General features: G+C 35.5%; 14 protein-coding genes. 1 reads left to right on the top strand and 13 read right to left on the bottom strand.

Annotated features, from left to right (window positions below; all coding sequences use genetic code 11):
* Positions 1-95: 95 nt before the first annotated feature.
* The 11 genes from AADJ06_RS05105 to AADJ06_RS05055 all read right to left on the bottom strand — a co-directional run bounded on the left by AADJ06_RS05105 (position 96) and on the right by AADJ06_RS05055 (position 12,733).
* Positions 96-1,868 (bottom strand): amidohydrolase, encoded by a 1,773-nt coding sequence (locus tag AADJ06_RS05105; protein ID WP_341225325.1) that lies wholly within the window; start codon positions 1,866-1,868, stop codon positions 96-98.
* Positions 1,869-1,955: 87 nt separating this feature from the next.
* Positions 1,956-2,918, bottom strand: coding sequence for an acyl-CoA thioester hydrolase/BAAT C-terminal domain-containing protein (locus AADJ06_RS05100; protein ID WP_341225324.1), 963 nt, complete (start codon positions 2,916-2,918; stop codon positions 1,956-1,958).
* A gap of 20 nt (positions 2,919-2,938) precedes the next feature.
* Positions 2,939-3,964 (bottom strand): serine hydrolase domain-containing protein, encoded by a 1,026-nt coding sequence (locus AADJ06_RS05095; RefSeq protein WP_341225323.1) that lies wholly within the window; start codon positions 3,962-3,964, stop codon positions 2,939-2,941.
* A gap of 262 nt (positions 3,965-4,226) precedes the next feature.
* The gene (locus AADJ06_RS05090; protein WP_341225322.1) at positions 4,227-5,459 is read right to left on the bottom strand and encodes a PA14 domain-containing protein; all 1,233 of its coding nucleotides are present in this window, start codon (positions 5,457-5,459) and stop codon (positions 4,227-4,229) included.
* Positions 5,460-5,513: 54 nt separating this feature from the next.
* Positions 5,514-7,136 (bottom strand): nucleoside hydrolase-like domain-containing protein, encoded by a 1,623-nt coding sequence (locus tag AADJ06_RS05085; RefSeq protein WP_341225321.1) that lies wholly within the window; start codon positions 7,134-7,136, stop codon positions 5,514-5,516.
* Between the two features lie 418 nt (positions 7,137-7,554).
* Complete coding sequence (locus AADJ06_RS05080) at positions 7,555-7,812, bottom strand: FUSC family protein (RefSeq protein ID WP_341225320.1); 258 nt, start codon at positions 7,810-7,812, stop codon at positions 7,555-7,557.
* A gap of 44 nt (positions 7,813-7,856) precedes the next feature.
* Positions 7,857-8,570, bottom strand: coding sequence for a class I SAM-dependent methyltransferase (locus tag AADJ06_RS05075; protein WP_341225319.1), 714 nt, complete (start codon positions 8,568-8,570; stop codon positions 7,857-7,859).
* Between the two features lie 42 nt (positions 8,571-8,612).
* Positions 8,613-8,906, bottom strand: a complete 294-nt coding sequence (locus AADJ06_RS05070; protein WP_341225652.1) for a hypothetical protein — start codon at positions 8,904-8,906, stop codon at positions 8,613-8,615.
* A 70-nt stretch (positions 8,907-8,976) separates the two neighbouring features.
* The gene (locus AADJ06_RS05065) at positions 8,977-10,560 is read right to left on the bottom strand and encodes a phage tail sheath C-terminal domain-containing protein (RefSeq protein ID WP_341225318.1); all 1,584 of its coding nucleotides are present in this window, start codon (positions 10,558-10,560) and stop codon (positions 8,977-8,979) included.
* 436 nt (positions 10,561-10,996) lie between these two features.
* The gene (locus tag AADJ06_RS05060) at positions 10,997-11,956 is read right to left on the bottom strand and encodes an acyltransferase family protein (RefSeq protein ID WP_341225317.1); all 960 of its coding nucleotides are present in this window, start codon (positions 11,954-11,956) and stop codon (positions 10,997-10,999) included.
* A 264-nt stretch (positions 11,957-12,220) separates the two neighbouring features.
* Entirely contained in the window at positions 12,221-12,733 is a 513-nt protein-coding gene (locus AADJ06_RS05055) for a VOC family protein (RefSeq protein WP_341225316.1), read from the bottom strand.
* 157 nt (positions 12,734-12,890) lie between these two features.
* On the opposite strand from AADJ06_RS05055, the gene AADJ06_RS05050 reads away from it, so the two are divergent.
* Positions 12,891-13,166: a helix-turn-helix domain-containing protein gene (locus tag AADJ06_RS05050; RefSeq protein ID WP_341225315.1), complete on the top strand. Its 276-nt coding sequence runs from the start codon at positions 12,891-12,893 to the stop codon at positions 13,164-13,166.
* Positions 13,167-13,341: 175 nt separating this feature from the next.
* On the opposite strand, the gene AADJ06_RS05045 is transcribed toward AADJ06_RS05050, so the two are convergent.
* Positions 13,342-13,743 (bottom strand): hypothetical protein, encoded by a 402-nt coding sequence (locus AADJ06_RS05045; protein WP_341225314.1) that lies wholly within the window; start codon positions 13,741-13,743, stop codon positions 13,342-13,344.
* A 125-nt stretch (positions 13,744-13,868) separates the two neighbouring features.
* The gene (locus tag AADJ06_RS05040; RefSeq protein WP_341225313.1) at positions 13,869-15,425 is read right to left on the bottom strand and encodes an arylsulfatase; all 1,557 of its coding nucleotides are present in this window, start codon (positions 15,423-15,425) and stop codon (positions 13,869-13,871) included.
* Positions 15,426-15,503 lie beyond the last annotated feature (78 nt).

Here is a 15,503-nt window from a genome sequence, read left to right as displayed (position 1 = left end):
TGAAATTTGACTGGTCACGAATTTAATATAATCAATGCTAAGCGAATATAAAACCTATGAGTGTTTTAGTGCTTACTTTTAACGAGATACTAGTTTTACTCGGTATCCATCATGACCAAATTCCCATTGATATACGTTTTTAGACATTTTATATCACGCAATTCACTAGGCTTTGACTTTAATGGATTCTTATCTAGAATTATGAAATCGGCATATTTTCCTTTTTCCAAGGAGCCTAGTTTATCCTCCATGTTAATTTGCCATGCCGCATTTATAGTTAAAGCTTTTATAGCTTCTAGTATGCTTATGGTTTGATTTGCTGCTATAGTATCACCTGAAGTAGTTTTACGCTCCACAGCAGTTTGGATTAAGCTAAAAGGATTACTTTCAAACATGGGCTGGTCGGCATGTAATGAGTATTTTATTTCGTTAGCCGTAAAAGTGTTTAGAGGCAAGATAGTTTCTGTTCTTTCCTCACCTAAAATGTCAGCCTTTAATGCGTCACCGTAGTAGTATAAGTGATTGATATGAAAACTAGGTGTAAGGTTTAGTCTTTTTAATCGAGCTAAATTCTCTGAGGGAAATAATACACAATGTTCTAATCTATGTCTGGACTTTGAAAAATCAAGTTCTTCTTCTAATTCTTCAAACGCATCAATTACTTCATTTATAGCAGCATCCCCTTGTGTGTGTATTGCTATTTGCCACCCTTTTAAGTGATTTTCCTTTATAAAGGCCTTTAAACTATCCTTTTTGATTAAGGCTGTACCTTTACTATCAATAGGGATATGCAGTTTGGCATTAGTAAGTTCGGTGTTTAAGTAGGGGGCATTTAGGTACATAGTACCAATGTATGGAGAGCCGTCATACCAATGTTTAATGCCTAAAATGTCATAAAAATCGTTTCTCTCTTGGTGGGGTTCTGGCATTAAATGTTCCATATCATGCCTCATGTACATAAAATGTCTTGGTCTTTGCTGTCTTTTAGGAAAAACACCAACTTTTTCCAAAAGGCTTCCAATAAGACTAGGCTTATTAATCGATAGATTTTTGAAGAGTATGAGTGGTTTTTTGTCTTGAATGGTAATTCCTGCAGACACAATGGTAGTATTGCCATTTTTAGCATAATCTGTCATCACTTTGGACGCGGCTGTACTCAGCTTTTTAGATGTTAAAACTTCACTTTTTAAGATGTCGAAAAAAGGTTTTACGGCTTCCTGTTCTACTATGGAGCCATTAAGGTTCCCATTTTGGTCTTTGCCATAATAGCTATGTTTAGATGGCTGTGGTGTTGTTTTATCTATTTTTACAATTTCGAAAGCTTTACTGTTTGCCCAATAACTGTGTAAACTTTGACTAAAGAAAAGAACAGGGTTTTCTGGAGCAATTTTGTCCAAGTAAGCAATGGATGGCGGTATTAAATCAGGTATTAAAATTGGGTCAATTCCTTTGCAGATAATCCATTCTCCCTTTTCACTCTTTTCCACTATGTTTTCAAACGCCGCCCAGACTTCATCATTTGACTTAAATTTAAATCCAGATAAATCATGCATTTCCGACATGAACATACTGATGGAAAAGTGGGTATGAGGGTCAATAAAGCCAGGCATTACCGTGGCACCTTTCAAATCTACCTGAGATTCACTTTTTGAGGAATAATGTTCAAGGGCCTTATTAGTGCCAATAGCAATCACTTTCCCGTCTTCAATAAACATGGCCTCTGCAAGTGGTTCATTTGGGTTTAAGGTGATTATATGGCCATTTGAATAAAGGGTCGGCGGGGCTTTCTTAAAATCTTGCCTAAGGAATAGATAAGAAATAAATAGTAGACCTATAGTCACTAAACCAACTTTTAAGGCTTTTTTCATGCTGATTTCTTTAAGATAGCTAATAGATTATTACTTGCCATTTTGATAAGCAAATTACAATTAATCTTATAAGCCCTGGTAAAGTGTTTAGATTTTAGCAAGGAACTTCATCAATTTGATTTTGGCATCTTGTTTAGCTTGAAAATCACCTTCTTCTGTTCCGCCAAATTCATATTCATAACTTTTTCCGTCAATGTGAATTGCCCCCATTCTATAAATTGAGTTATACGCAGGGTTGGTAGAAATGTTATGCCCTGCATTATCATATTTAATATTCTGAAAGGAGTGTTTAAAGCTGTTAGCTGCCAAACGCTGTGCTATCATATCTGCCATGAGGGATGAAGGCCATACGTTATCATTTTTGCCAGAAAATAGCAAAATAGGCCCATTAATGTTTTCAACTTTGATACCCGCTTGTGCTACCAAGTCTGTTTTTGAGAGACCAGCCTTCCAATAGTCTAACATTTCAATTTTCTTGGACTTGTTTCCCTTGATTTTAGTCATTGGCAGATATGGAATATCAAGTCCTTTATATTTCCAACTAGCTTTCAGTTCGTCTGAATTGTAAGGTAAAACGGTATTTGACCATGAAACAGCACTGGGAGCATAAGCTACCGCTCCGCTAATGGATTTTGTAAAAGTAGAAGCAAGAATTAATGCAAGTTCGGCATTTCTTGAGGCTCCCATTACTAAAATTTTACTAGGGTCAACTTCGGGCTGTTCTTTGAGCCACTTAATGGCATTCTCAAAGTATTCTAATTTGATTTCCTCAGGCAATTTGGGTAATCCGTCTTTACCCGTATAAGGTATTGACAAACCAACCATTTCTTTCTTAGCAAATTCTTGAGCCCAGTAGTCGCCCCATTCTCCACCGCCAATTAGGACTATGGTTGTTCTATTTTTGATATTTTCTTTTGCAAAGTAGTTGGCTCGAAAGCCGTCTTGGTTTACATTAATAGGTTTGATTCCAGTAAAAAGTAAACTATCGATAATTAAGTACCCAACAATAAGAAACGCTGTTATACCAACCCAAATAATGTATTTTTTCATTCTTAACCTTAGAAACTTCTTTACCCTTTCTTGATGATTTTGACAATGCGGTTAATGAATATTTCAGATAAATTCCAGTTGTAGCCATTAAAATCTGTGGTATTCATAAACTGAACTACTACGGTGTCAATGTCTTTATGATATTCTGAAAGACACTGATAACCAGGAATGAGACCGCCATGTTCATACTCATAAATAGAGGAGTATATTTCTTGTTCACCTTCTTTAAAGACAGAGCCATCATTTAATGCTCGTAAGAATTTGCCTACATCTTCTGCCGTAGCTATCATAGCACCATAGTCATTGGTCTTTAAATCTTCTTCAAAACCTATATAATAGCCGCTCATAAGATTGTCCATATTAATTTCACTCAGAGCACTAAAAGTGTTTTTAAGACCAAGTGGTATTAATATTTCTTCTTTTATAAATTGGTTATGGCTGTAACCCACCACTTTGTCAATAAGTCTGGAAAGCAATAGATAACCGGTATTACAGTATTCATAGTCTTCCCCGGGTTTAAAGTTGGCAGGTAAGTCCAAAGCATACTGTAATACATCTATGCTGTCGGCTTGTGGCTGGTTCCAGAAACCGGGGTGGTTGGTGAATATGGGCATACCGCTCCTGTGCTGAACCATCATTCTCAAAGTAATTTCGTCAGCATATTCTATTCTCCCTACAAGCTCCGGAAAGTAATCGGCTAAGGTTTTATCTAATGAAAGCTTATTGGCATTTACTAGTTTGGTGATAGCCACCGCAACATACAGTTTGTTTATACTCCCAATTTTGAATAAAGACTTTGGGTCTGCCGGAGTCTTATTTGCCCTGTTTTTATAACCTGCTGCGTAAAATGCTGGTGGTTTTCCTGCTTGATCTACATATACTATCATTCCATCAAAGCCATAATTAATTGCTGCATCTACTTGTTCTTGGACAGTGTTTGGTAAGGGTAATATCCAAGCTTTGACTAAAATCCATGGTACAAAATATAAGGAGCCTATACTGGCTAGAATAAATAGAATTCGGAGTATACGTTTTGTTTGTTTCATTTTCAGCTTTCAGGTTATCGTAGTTTCCCTTTATGGTTACAGTATTAGCAAGCTAGCAGGTTTTTGAGCAAATGTCAAGACCATGGCTTTGAGATTTGCTTGATATTATATGAGTGGTTTTTATCGGGGATGTAGCGTCAAGTCTTATGTTCATAACTAGGACTAAGATTGGGGTAGCTCAAAAAAACAAACCGCTCCCCTAAGTTTGAACTTAGAAAAGCGGTTTTGAAAATTGAAATTAGGCTATTAAATCAAGTAGAGATTAATTACTAACTGATGTTGGGTATAAGAGGTCAGGGTTTATATTTTTACCATTGACAAAAAACTTCATAATACCTTCCCCTCTGGTGCCCGCTTCCTCGTCTTTATAAGCACCATTGTAATACAAGATTTCTATCGGGTAAAGACCTGCCTTTAAGAAAACGGCTGTTCCTTTGGGAGCAAGACCCGGTGCTGCTCTGTAACCGTCATTAACTATCACTTTTTGTCCACCAATGCTTAGTATGGTACCATCATCAGAAGAGATATTGAATTCTATTTCGCCCTTCTCTGGAATAGCAATGTATCCATTGAAGCTAAAAAGACATTCGTCAATATTCGCAAATTCTGTTTCATAGTACATGGCCAAACTTGTAGAATCTTCTTTTAGCCATTTCACCATTGGCGTAAGCTCATTTCCTGCATAACTTAATCTAGTAGCAGTAAAAAGGCCATGTGAAGGGGTAGTTTTCATAATATGTATTCCTTCGCCAGCTAAACCTGAAAGCGGTTTTCCTGACCTTTTCCAAAGACGACCAACTAATCCTGTACCTTTTTCTGCTGGAATTTTTTCAGCTGCTGAGGGAAATATCAATGTTTTATTCAGCATTCTTGACGAATAAAGGCTTTCCGTTTTAACGGGAGCACCGTTTACCTCGAAACTAAAGACACCTTCGCCGTACCGGTTTAAGTAATCTCTCCAACTTCCATTGTAATAGACAATTTCTATTGGGTAAAGACCTGGCTTTTTGAAAGTCATTTTTCCATCAGGGTTTTTACCTGGAGCATTTCCGTGACCATCATTATTGATTACTTTTTGTCCATCAATCCAGACCAAACAGCCATCATCTGAAGCAGCTCTAAAGTTTACTTCGCCAGCTTCTGGAATGGCTATTAAGCCTGTGAAACTAAAAATACTACCATCAACATCTGGGCTTTTAGGTTTGTTTGAAAAAACAACACTGGCTCCATCTTCTCCAAGCCAATCAACCAGCAATGAGATGTCGTTTCTCTGGTATTTCATTTTGCTTGCCTTAAAGGTGGCATCAGCAGGTCGCTCGTTTATGGTGGCCATTACGTCACCTGCAAGTTTAACCATTGGCCCATTGGTATACTTCCAGTAGCGTCCGTCTAGTCCACTGCCTGCATCCTTTGGGATAGGCTGTATTTGAGCAAAGCTCATAGAGGTAAGCATGCCCAGCATTATCATTAAGGACAGTTTTGTTTTTGAGTACATATTAATTTTAAAGTTTAGGTTGAGATTATTATTTAAAGAGGATTTTTAGGTTATTCAATTTGCTGTAATGACTATTCTAGCATATTTAGTTAGTGTAGGGTTACCTGAATCACTTACTTCGCATATCACATGGATGGTTTCTCCTGCTTTAGCATTTTGCGGTATGGTTAGTGATGCTTTAGCTTGCTTGGAATTTATGATATCAACATTGCCTTGATAGGTGTCAGCCTCATCATATTGCCACCAATTATAGTATAAAGTGTCACCGTCAGGGTCGGTTGTTCCTAGGGCACTTAGTTTAACTTCAGCACCCGGTTTGGCGGTCAAATCATTATTATGCTCAAGTTTTACAATAGGGGCGTGGTTGGCTTCTTCAAAGGATTTGACAGACCAATCTGCACGTGCTGCAAAATCGTTTTGCTGAGCTACAGACCAACGCCACATTGGTTTGAAAAAAGATAGCAAATTTGGGTTGGTTATGTACGAGTCTCCTTCGTTTAAGACTTTTCTTCCCCAAACCGTGGTTTTGTAATAGCGTCCTTCTGGGTGTACATAGCCATCATAGGGAGCAGGGTCCATCCACGTATTATCGCGAATTTTAACAAACCTGCCACCCCAACCTCCAAAGTCGGGAGACTCCATGCTTCTTAGGCCAGTAGGAACGGTATGAAGGAATGCAGGCGAATCGCCCTCGGCTCTGAAGTCGCCTACAAGGTAAGTTGTGTCTTCACCATTATGAGCTTTGTAAAGCGAGCATAGCGGCCCATGATTTTCTAATATGTTTTCTTTGATCCACGGGGCTTCAAAGTACTCCTGGTTTTCCTTTGGTTGAATTCGTTTCCAGCGATAAGCCAAGGCTTCAAATTGGTCTGAAATAATAGTAGGAATTTGATATTTCCCCCATTTAGGCAAAATGTAAGATTGGTAGGTGGAGTCTTGCTCAAAAATGAAATAGAATCGCATTTTTTTAGCTACATCCTCCATTTTTTCAGGATGCTCTTCTTCTATGGTTTTTAATGCTCTTGCTATGGTATTAATGCCACCCCAAGCTTGTATCCATATTTCACTATCGTCTGTGTCATCCAGCAGCACTTCTGCAATTAGCTGTGAACCTTCTGTAACTTCTTCCATTTCTCCTTCAGCACTTATGTTTCCCATGCGGTAACGGTCATATAGATACGAAGGGCTAGGATAGCTAGCATCATGTTTTATTAAGTTAGGATATATCTCTTTATAAGCTTTCAAATAAGGCTCAATCCAATGGTCGCCGGCCCAATCATGACCCTGCCAGTGGTATTGGGAACTGGTGGTAACTATTGCCTCAATATCCCACTCATTGGCATAAAGGAGACACCTGACCATAGAGCATTCGTCGTCTATTTCACCATCACTTGTGATAATAACACGTGGTTTTTTCTCTGTGGAGGTAATTTCTGAGGAGGTTTCGCTGCTACAAGACTGAAACACTAACATGCAGGCTATTGCCATAGCTAATATGCTTGTCTGCTTATATCTGAAAGATTTTGAGACTTTAATTAACAGACACTCAGTCTGGTAAGTCAGTTCTTCATGTTTAGTTAATTTTTGGACAAGATGAATTATAGATTTCTTCTGAGCAGCCAGTGGCTTAAAACCTGTTCTTAAATAGGCAAGGGCAGAGGGAATTGAAAGTTTCATAGGGTTTCGATTAGTTTCGATTAGGCTGGTAAATCTAAGTAAATGCAATTATAACGAAAATAAACGAAAGTATTTGGTTTTGTTTTTGGTAGATTAATCTTGCTTTGTTTGTTTTTTTTCTATTTGATATAATTATCTGCGATAGAATTTTATTGAGTTCAAATTACCATTGCATTTGACGATTTTTTAATAACACATTTTTGAAAGTAGTCATTACTTAAATAGACTTGATAATATCGGCTTGGGTGTTTAATGGGATTTTAGCAGGTAGAGAGTTTGTTATTGCCTATTTGCTTAACAAGTCAAAAACCAAAAATACCTACATCATTATTGCCAAAGATTTGGGTAAAGTAAACATTGGACTTGCTGTGAGTGTGGTGATAGCTCTTGATTTAATATTTGAAATAAAGAGAGTGGTTTATTCCAAATCCCTTTCTTTCAATATTTTTTTCAAGGCTTTATCTTTTGCTTTGTTTTTAGGATTATTAAATACTCTGAATGCGAAAAATAAGGGGATGATGGCGAATAACCCAAAATTGTTTTTAGCAATACCGTAAATAGTGATTCCAATCATAACTCCGATAAGGGCGGCGTTCATGATAGAGTTTGATTTCATTTTTTTCGCTTTAACTAACAGCTCTTCGTCTGTTAATTCGGATAGTTCTTTTTCTGTCATTAGTAGTAGTTTATCTTATTAGCTATAAAATTAATTGAAAGAATTTAATTAGTTTTTGTTCCTTTTATTCCACTAGCACAACCGTAAAAGTATGCTACATACTCTACTTTGAAATTCTGTTTTTCAAAAATCTGCTTTACATTTTTAGAATTTTCAAATTCTGTGGTATATCTGCCAAGCATCTTGTATGCTTCGGAATTTCCTAAAAACAATTTTCCGAGAATTGGAATTATGTATTTCAAGTAGAACATGTAAAAACCCTTAAGCATATTATTTTTAGGAACAGATACATCTATTAAAGAAAAGTTGCCATTCGTTTTTAGAATACGATTTATTTCTATAGCCAATCTTTCCAGTTGTTTATTATTAAAAGTTTTTAAACCGAAACCAGAAATTACGGAATCGGCTGAGTTACTCTTTATAGAGTTTTCAAAAACGTTTTCTCTTAAGAGTTCTATTTCTCGATTCTTAAACTTGGATTTATTTTTCTCGGCTTTTTTTATCATTTCTGTTGAAAAATCTAGTCCTATTATTTTAGCCGTTTTATCTGCATTTTTATCAATGAATTTCCAGCATTCTCCCATTCCAGTTAGAAGGTCAACAATTACTTTTCCATGACTTAAATCAATTTCATTCACACATTCTTTTCTCCACCTTTCACTAAAGCCAAATGAGGTTATATAATTCATTCTCGAATACGAACTTGACATTTTGTCAAATAGTTTTTCTACAAATTTAGGTTCGTAATGTTCTTTCATTTGGTATTGTTTGATTAGCTTTTTCAAAAAAATACTTCTTTGCTACGGTTTAAGGTACAATGGAATGTCTGGGTGCTTAGCTTTCCTGCCAGTCACTTTTATCAATCTGTCAATATTTCTTTTGTTTTCTTGTTGTAATAATGATGGATATAAGTTCATCAATATATTGACAAACATTATAACTAAAGCAAAAAGGTAAAGACCATTAAAAACTTTGACCAGAGCAAAAACGGTCACAAAGGCAAAGCCGATTAAATGGCTTATCTCAGCCACTGTCATTTCTTTTCTAAGTACCATTAATTCTGGAAGTCCGGTTTTGTTTTTTTTGCAACAAATACTGAAGTTAAACGAAGCCTGAATCGCTGAACTCGAGCCTAATATTAGCTAAAGTATTTGTATTTAACTCTTAACTAGAGGTAGCCATTTCTTGTTGGATTGTAAAAACTATGAACTCTGCAGGTCTAACTACAGCAACTTTTACACTTACATTCATAAATCCATTAAGAATATCCTCTGTAGTCATGGTACTTCCTAGTCCACATTCTACAGAAAAAGCATCTGAGGCACTAGCCCCTTGCAAGCCCCCTTGCGTCCATACATTATTTAGAAAACTACCAATCATAGCTTTTACTGCCTCCCAAGTGTTTTTAGTGTTTGGTTCAAATACATAAGCGTTAGTTGCTAACTTGCATGATTGCTCTAAAAAAATCATGGTTCTTCTTACAGAAAGATATCTCCAATCTTGGCTATTTCCATCCAATGTTCTAGCTCCCCAGATTAAAATTCCTAATCTATTAAAATTACGAATTGCGTTAATTGATTTTCCAGAAATAGCATCTACGTTTAAGTCCGCTTGCTGTGTATCTGTTAAGTTAATAGGTAAGCTTATTACATCTATCATAGATGTATTTGCTGGAGATTGCCATGGACCTACCTGATTATCCGTATTTGTTATTACTCCTGCCATACCACCACTTGGAGGTAATGTATTGGCTTCTTTTAATACAGTTGCTATAATGGTGCCGTAGGTTGTACTTGCTGATAACAATGAATTATTATATTGGCTTACGGCCAATGCTTCGCCTCCTGGAGGATTTTGAATATTTGCGATTATGGTATCTATCGTAGCATTCGGATTATTTGATGAACTTAAAATAGCTTGCAATTGAGTAATATCTCCCCCAAATAGGTTTGTGTAATCTATATCTGAACTTTGCATTACCGTTGTACCTACAAAGGGATAGTATGCCGTTCCATAACCTAAACTATTTGCACCAGTTCCGTCTCTAAAAGTAGCAATGGCATCCATATAGTTTATAGGATCCGGATTCCTTCCTCCTATAACATCGAAAATACATACGGTGGTTTGCATTTCAGAAGCTTGTGACAACATTGCTTTCATTAAAGATGCATTGTTATCTACTGACAGTAAAGTTGCTTCTGGACAAATATACATTGTAGGCTCTAGTTCTTGCTTCAATAAGGCTAAACCATTTGTCAATTGATTTAATTGTATATTAGAATTCACTATTTGTTCTCCAAGTGTTGCTGGAGAGCCAGAAGGCTTACCATAGGAGCCAACAGAAACGATGTATGCATCTCCTCCACCATTATCATAAAACAATTTTATACTGTTGTATAAGTAGTAAACTGTATTTGGGTCGGGTAAAATTGAATAGAACGCAGTTCCAATTTTAATATAATTGTCCTTGGTGGGTTGACTGGCTTCGGCTACTAAATAATATTCAGGATTATATTGTTTTGCAGGATCTGCAGGTGGTGGTGGATTTGGCAAACAAAAGATAGCTTTAAAATCTGCAAATGACGTAATTTTAGTTGCTACATTACTGTAAGATTTTCCTTCGTATGTAGCTTGTGGTGTATAACCTATAAATGCCGGAACAGCAGTAGCAATAGGCACTACAGAATTTCCGAAAGCATTTACCTCATTAACGTAAACCCCTGGAGTTTTAATAGTTGATAAATTCATAAGAAATGTTTTTTATTTAGATTTACAAAGTTTAAGTTTTCATAGCGTTCGTGTAAATCTATGCTTGCCCTGAGGTATCTCTTCTTGTAGCTGTTGGCATATTAATTCACTGAAATCCCTAAAGCTGTTGCGAATTTCCTTGTTATCAAAGCTATAGAAAACCTTTAAAAAGTACAAGTTGTTTTTCTAGCTAATCATCAAATATAAAAAGCTAGTTGTGCAGCTTGAGTCAGATAATGTAAGTAAGCCTTTAAAGCTTACTTACATTATATAAAAGAACTTTTGAAGAATGACTCGGGAAATGAAAACTGAATAGAATGGTTGCAATTTTCTCGGTTTTTAATTTGGAAACCCTATGATTTTGATGAAAATAATATTGAGCAGGAGGCCTTTAAAGACTTAAGATAAGACTAGGAAATTATGATGATGTAATTCTTTATAAGCCAAATGCATACTTTCTAAGAAAATCAAATTTTAATAAATAATTATATCCAATAATAAATATTACTTCTGAGCAAATAGCTGCCAAATAAAACATTAATGAATTTTCTATTCCAATTACACTTTTACAAATCAAAATTGGAAATAAATGCCATAAATATATCCCCAAAGAGTTAAAGCCAAGCCATTCTAACGTTTTATTTCTTGGAATTATCTTATTGCTAGATAATTTCATAAGAACTAATAATAGTACGGCATTCATTAAAAAGAAGTTGAAAATTGAAAGTGGATTATTTGGGAAATAATATAAAGTTACGACTGCGATAAAGCCCAAAAATGGTAGCATATACTCTGAAAAGGTTGGCTTATTTAATTGAATATTTCGATATGCCAAACCTAGAATAAAAAAGAAATAAAAGTAGGGTCTATATTTATTTTGAATCAGTGTTATTCCTGATTTTAGCGTTCCAAAATCTTGATAAGATTCTGGATACCATTTCAACAAAATTGAGACAAGAGATATGAAAAATGCAATAAATAATAAAAGTCTATCGCTAGTTTTAAGTTTTTTTAGAAACCATGTTAATATCACCCAGCTTAAAAAACTAGGAATAAACCATAGATGATAGAATGGAAAGAGAAATGAGCTTACTAAGCCGTGGATTATATTTCTATCAGTATTTTGAGCTATAGAAAAAGAATAATATGCCAGTACAGCTATAGACCACGGTAGAATTAGTCTTAACAGATATTTTCTGAGAAGTTCTAGTAAATTGAAATCAACAACATTACTAACTTTAAATAAGTAACCGCTTATTCCAACGAATAAGGGCATATGGAAACTATAAATTATTACACTCCAAACTTCTTCATTCTCACCTCCGAGAAGTATATGACCAATAATTACTAGAACTATTAGTAGGCCCTTGATTGAGTCAATATTCTTTAATCTCATTATTGTTTTCTTACTTGAAAGCCAAGACCAAAGCTTGTTTATTAACCTTTTAAATCAAATATTTAAATCCTCACTGCCATTAAGCTATCTCTTAACAAAACTATCAGAATCAGTTATAAAAATAAAGAAAATTAACTTCCAATGTGGAGGTCAAATCGTAAGGATATATTTTTTTGTTTACAAAAAAAGACCCGAAACGGTAGTGTTTCGGGTTGGCTAAAGTTAGCTTTTATAAGGCTGTATCAAGCTGCTAATACTTAACCTTTATTTTGTATAAGCACCGGAAGAATAGGTCAATTCATAACTATGCGTATAGATTTCAAAGACAATTCCGAAAGGGTCTTCAACATAGCACATTTTGAAAGGCTTATCATTCGGATAGTATTCCCTGATTGGCATTCTTTGTTTTCCTCCATACCTCACAATTTTGTCAATGAGCTCTTCAATATTAGGGTCTTGTACACAAAAATGAAATAGACCCGTATTAAAAGGGTTAAATTCAGGTGCCTTTTTGATGCCATTAGGAAAAGAAAATAGTTCTACTCCAATTCCATCTGAAGTGGCTAAATGAGCTATTTCAAATTCAGTCCAATCATTTCCAAAAACGTCAATGCACATTTGACCAATAGCAGTTTCTTTTTCTTTTTTGACTATTGAGGGCTCCATAATTACGTACCAGCCCATTACTTCTGAGTAGAATTTTACGGCCTCATTTATATTCGGAACTGTTATTCCGATATGTGAAAATGATTTAGGATAATCTTTGTTAGATGTCATAATTTATATTTTAGAATTCAAAATTAGACTATATTTACCCTGTTGGCAATAACTTACCTAAAAGTAGTATAGTTACCAAAACGAGTAAAATGCTGATTATTAATTATATAAATTTAGTAGTTTGATTGAAAAGATTAGTTGTCCGTTAAATTATACCATGAATTTAATAGGGACAAAATGGAAACCCTTAGTTCTGTTTCATTTATTAGATGGCGATTTGCGTTCGGGAATGTTGCAAAAGAAAATTCCGGGGATTTCTAATAAAATGTTTACCCAAACAGTAAGAGATTTAGAAAAAGATGGCCTTATTTCTAGAAAAGTCTTTCCTGTAGTTCCTCCCAGAGTGGAATACGGCTTAAGTGCTAGAGGTAAATCACTTGAGAAAATTCTAAGAAGTTTGGATAAGTGGGGGGCAGAAGATTGTCAGAAATAATTAAATATGTTGGTGATTAATTTGTTGGCATCAAAGAACGCCTAAAATTTGTGAATCAGAACAAAAGTTTGTCAAAGGCATTTGATTTTTATGGATGTCAAGTCAATGGCTTTTGAATGACCCTAGCTAAGCTGAATAGTTAATAGAACAAGCAGTGAACTCACTACCTTTCCAATCAGCTATTCCCTTTTTGGCCTTTCCCTTTACGCAGAATTATCAAAATTAGAATAGCCGAAGTTAATGTCAATAGGGCGAAATATTTCTCAAAATTGGTTTTCGCGAAAACATTCCCAATAGTATTCAATCCGAATAATATGACGAATATCCATAAGGTGATATTGACAAATTTCAATGATAAAAACGCTCTTATATATTGCCCTTTAATTAGAAGGATGAAACATAAAAACAGGTTAATCAATATTGAAGCCGTTTCAAAAACATACATCTCAGCATCATTTTTTAATCTCCCTCCCCAAGTGATGTCGTATGGAATTACTTTTAAGATGATACTTAGATGAAAAAGTATTATTGCTAAAAGCATCCACAACATTATTTTAATAGCAGTTTTCGAGTTCATCTTTTTCTTAATGGTTTTATTGATTTTTATAAACCTAAGTAAGCTTTTACGTTTTTTTTCTAGAACACATGGAGATTGAATTTTCGCACAAAAAAATGTGGTTAGAATGCTTTAAACCTTCATATTTACTTATTTACAAATTTAATCTGCTTCCATTCAGAATCAATAGCATCGTTTTTTTGAGCTAGTCCGGGTGTACTTCTACCTTCGGTAATGTACTTGATAAGCAGTGCTTTTAGCTCTTCTACCTTTTCCGTGTTTTTTGGGTATAGATTGGTAGCTTCGCTTGGGTCGCTCTTTAGGTTATACAGTTGATATATTGGCAATGAATCAATAACAGCCTTATTATTTGGTTTAGGAAAACTCCAACCGCCAGACCCAGGACACATGATTAGTTTCCAGTCACCTTTTCTGATAGCAAAACTCCCGTTAATAGAATGGTGTACAGTGGCTTCTCTTATAAGTTCGTCTTGTTTAAATAAAGGCCTGATATTATAACTATCTTCTCCTTCATTGTCTGCCAGTGAATACCGCACTATACTAGCAACTGTTGCCATCAAATCGGTGGTACAAATGGTTTGTTCAGACACTGTTTCTTTCTTTATTTCTTGAGGCCATTTGACTATAAAAGGTACACGGTGACCACCTTCAAAAATATCAGCCTTATGTCCTCGGTAAATGTAACTTGGGAAGTGACCTTTTTCTTCTAACTCTTCCATGTAAGCGGCAGGTGAGCAACCATTATCACTTGTGAAAATAACAATCGTATTGTTTTCAATACCAGCTACTTTAATCACTTTTTCTAGTTGACCCATGTAGTTATCTACCATCATCACAAAATCGCCATAAGGGTTTAATCCACTCTTGCCTTGCCATTCCTCAGTAGGTAAGATAGGTGTATGCGGAGAGGGGAGGGCCAGGTATAAAAAGAAAGGGTTTTCTTCTTTAGATTTTTCTTTTATGTATCCGAATGATTTACGGAAGAAATTAGGGGTAACATCATCATGGATAAAATCACTGGAAGTAGGCCCTTCTCGCCACCACGAATACTTACCTTTATTAACAGATATGGTGTCAGGTATTTTAGTAGGCATCCCATTTTCCACATATACATAGGGTGCCATATCCAAAGAGCCATTATGTCCATAAGAATAAGTAAAGCCTAATTCTTTAGGACCATTCTGAATAGGTTTTGAAAAGTCTATGTTATCAAAATCTTCCGGGTTCCAACCTTCACCTCCAGAGACTTCAGGATTTTTTTGTGCCCAATCCCATCCTAAATGCCATTTGCCAATAAATGCGGTGTTATAGTTTTTTTGTTTAAGTAAGGAAGCTACCGTAGTTCTTTCGGAAGAGATTAAAGCTTTAGAGTTGCCAGTAAGTACACTAGATTTTAGCTTACTTCGCCAGTTATATCGCCCTGTTAGAATACCATATCTGGTGGGAGTGCAGACGGATGACGAGGTGTGAGCATCTGTAAACCTAATGCCTTCAGAGGCCAATCTATCTATGTTTGGTGTTTGAATTTTACTATTCTCATTATTTGCAGATACATCTCCATATCCCATATCGTCTACTAAAACATAAATTATATTTGGCTTTTGAGCTTCTTCTTTTTTGCTGGAACAGCTACTAAGAATTAGTAAGATAATGGGAGTAATTAGAAGCTTTTTAATTTTCATGATTTCTGTTTCCTTGAATTTTAAGGGGTAATGGTTGGAGTACCCGCACCATAAGGTGCTGATCCTATTCTTTAATGC

Source organism: uncultured Arcticibacterium sp. (assembly GCF_964021845.1).
Lineage (GTDB): Bacteria > Bacteroidota > Bacteroidia > Cytophagales > Spirosomataceae > Arcticibacterium.
The sequence above is the reverse complement of the archived record's forward strand: the minus strand, read 5'-3'. Positions and strand labels throughout refer to the sequence as shown.

Coding starts and splice junctions, on each gene's coding strand:
- AADJ06_RS05105 (WP_341225325.1), bottom strand. CDS start 1,868: ATGAAAAAAGCCTTAAAAGTTGGTTTAGTGACTATAGGTCTACTATTT.
- AADJ06_RS05100 (WP_341225324.1), bottom strand. CDS start 2,918: ATGAAAAAATACATTATTTGGGTTGGTATAACAGCGTTTCTTATTGTT.
- AADJ06_RS05095 (WP_341225323.1), bottom strand. CDS start 3,964: ATGAAACAAACAAAACGTATACTCCGAATTCTATTTATTCTAGCCAGT.
- AADJ06_RS05090 (WP_341225322.1), bottom strand. CDS start 5,459: ATGTACTCAAAAACAAAACTGTCCTTAATGATAATGCTGGGCATGCTT.
- AADJ06_RS05085 (WP_341225321.1), bottom strand. CDS start 7,136: ATGAAACTTTCAATTCCCTCTGCCCTTGCCTATTTAAGAACAGGTTTT.
- AADJ06_RS05080 (WP_341225320.1), bottom strand. CDS start 7,812: ATGACAGAAAAAGAACTATCCGAATTAACAGACGAAGAGCTGTTAGTT.
- AADJ06_RS05075 (WP_341225319.1), bottom strand. CDS start 8,570: ATGAAAGAACATTACGAACCTAAATTTGTAGAAAAACTATTTGACAAA.
- AADJ06_RS05065 (WP_341225318.1), bottom strand. CDS start 10,560: ATGAATTTATCAACTATTAAAACTCCAGGGGTTTACGTTAATGAGGTA.
- AADJ06_RS05060 (WP_341225317.1), bottom strand. CDS start 11,956: ATGAGATTAAAGAATATTGACTCAATCAAGGGCCTACTAATAGTTCTA.
- AADJ06_RS05055 (WP_341225316.1), bottom strand. CDS start 12,733: ATGACATCTAACAAAGATTATCCTAAATCATTTTCACATATCGGAATA.
- AADJ06_RS05050 (WP_341225315.1), top strand. CDS start 12,891: ATGAATTTAATAGGGACAAAATGGAAACCCTTAGTTCTGTTTCATTTA.
- AADJ06_RS05045 (WP_341225314.1), bottom strand. CDS start 13,743: ATGAACTCGAAAACTGCTATTAAAATAATGTTGTGGATGCTTTTAGCA.
- AADJ06_RS05040 (WP_341225313.1), bottom strand. CDS start 15,425: ATGAAAATTAAAAAGCTTCTAATTACTCCCATTATCTTACTAATTCTT.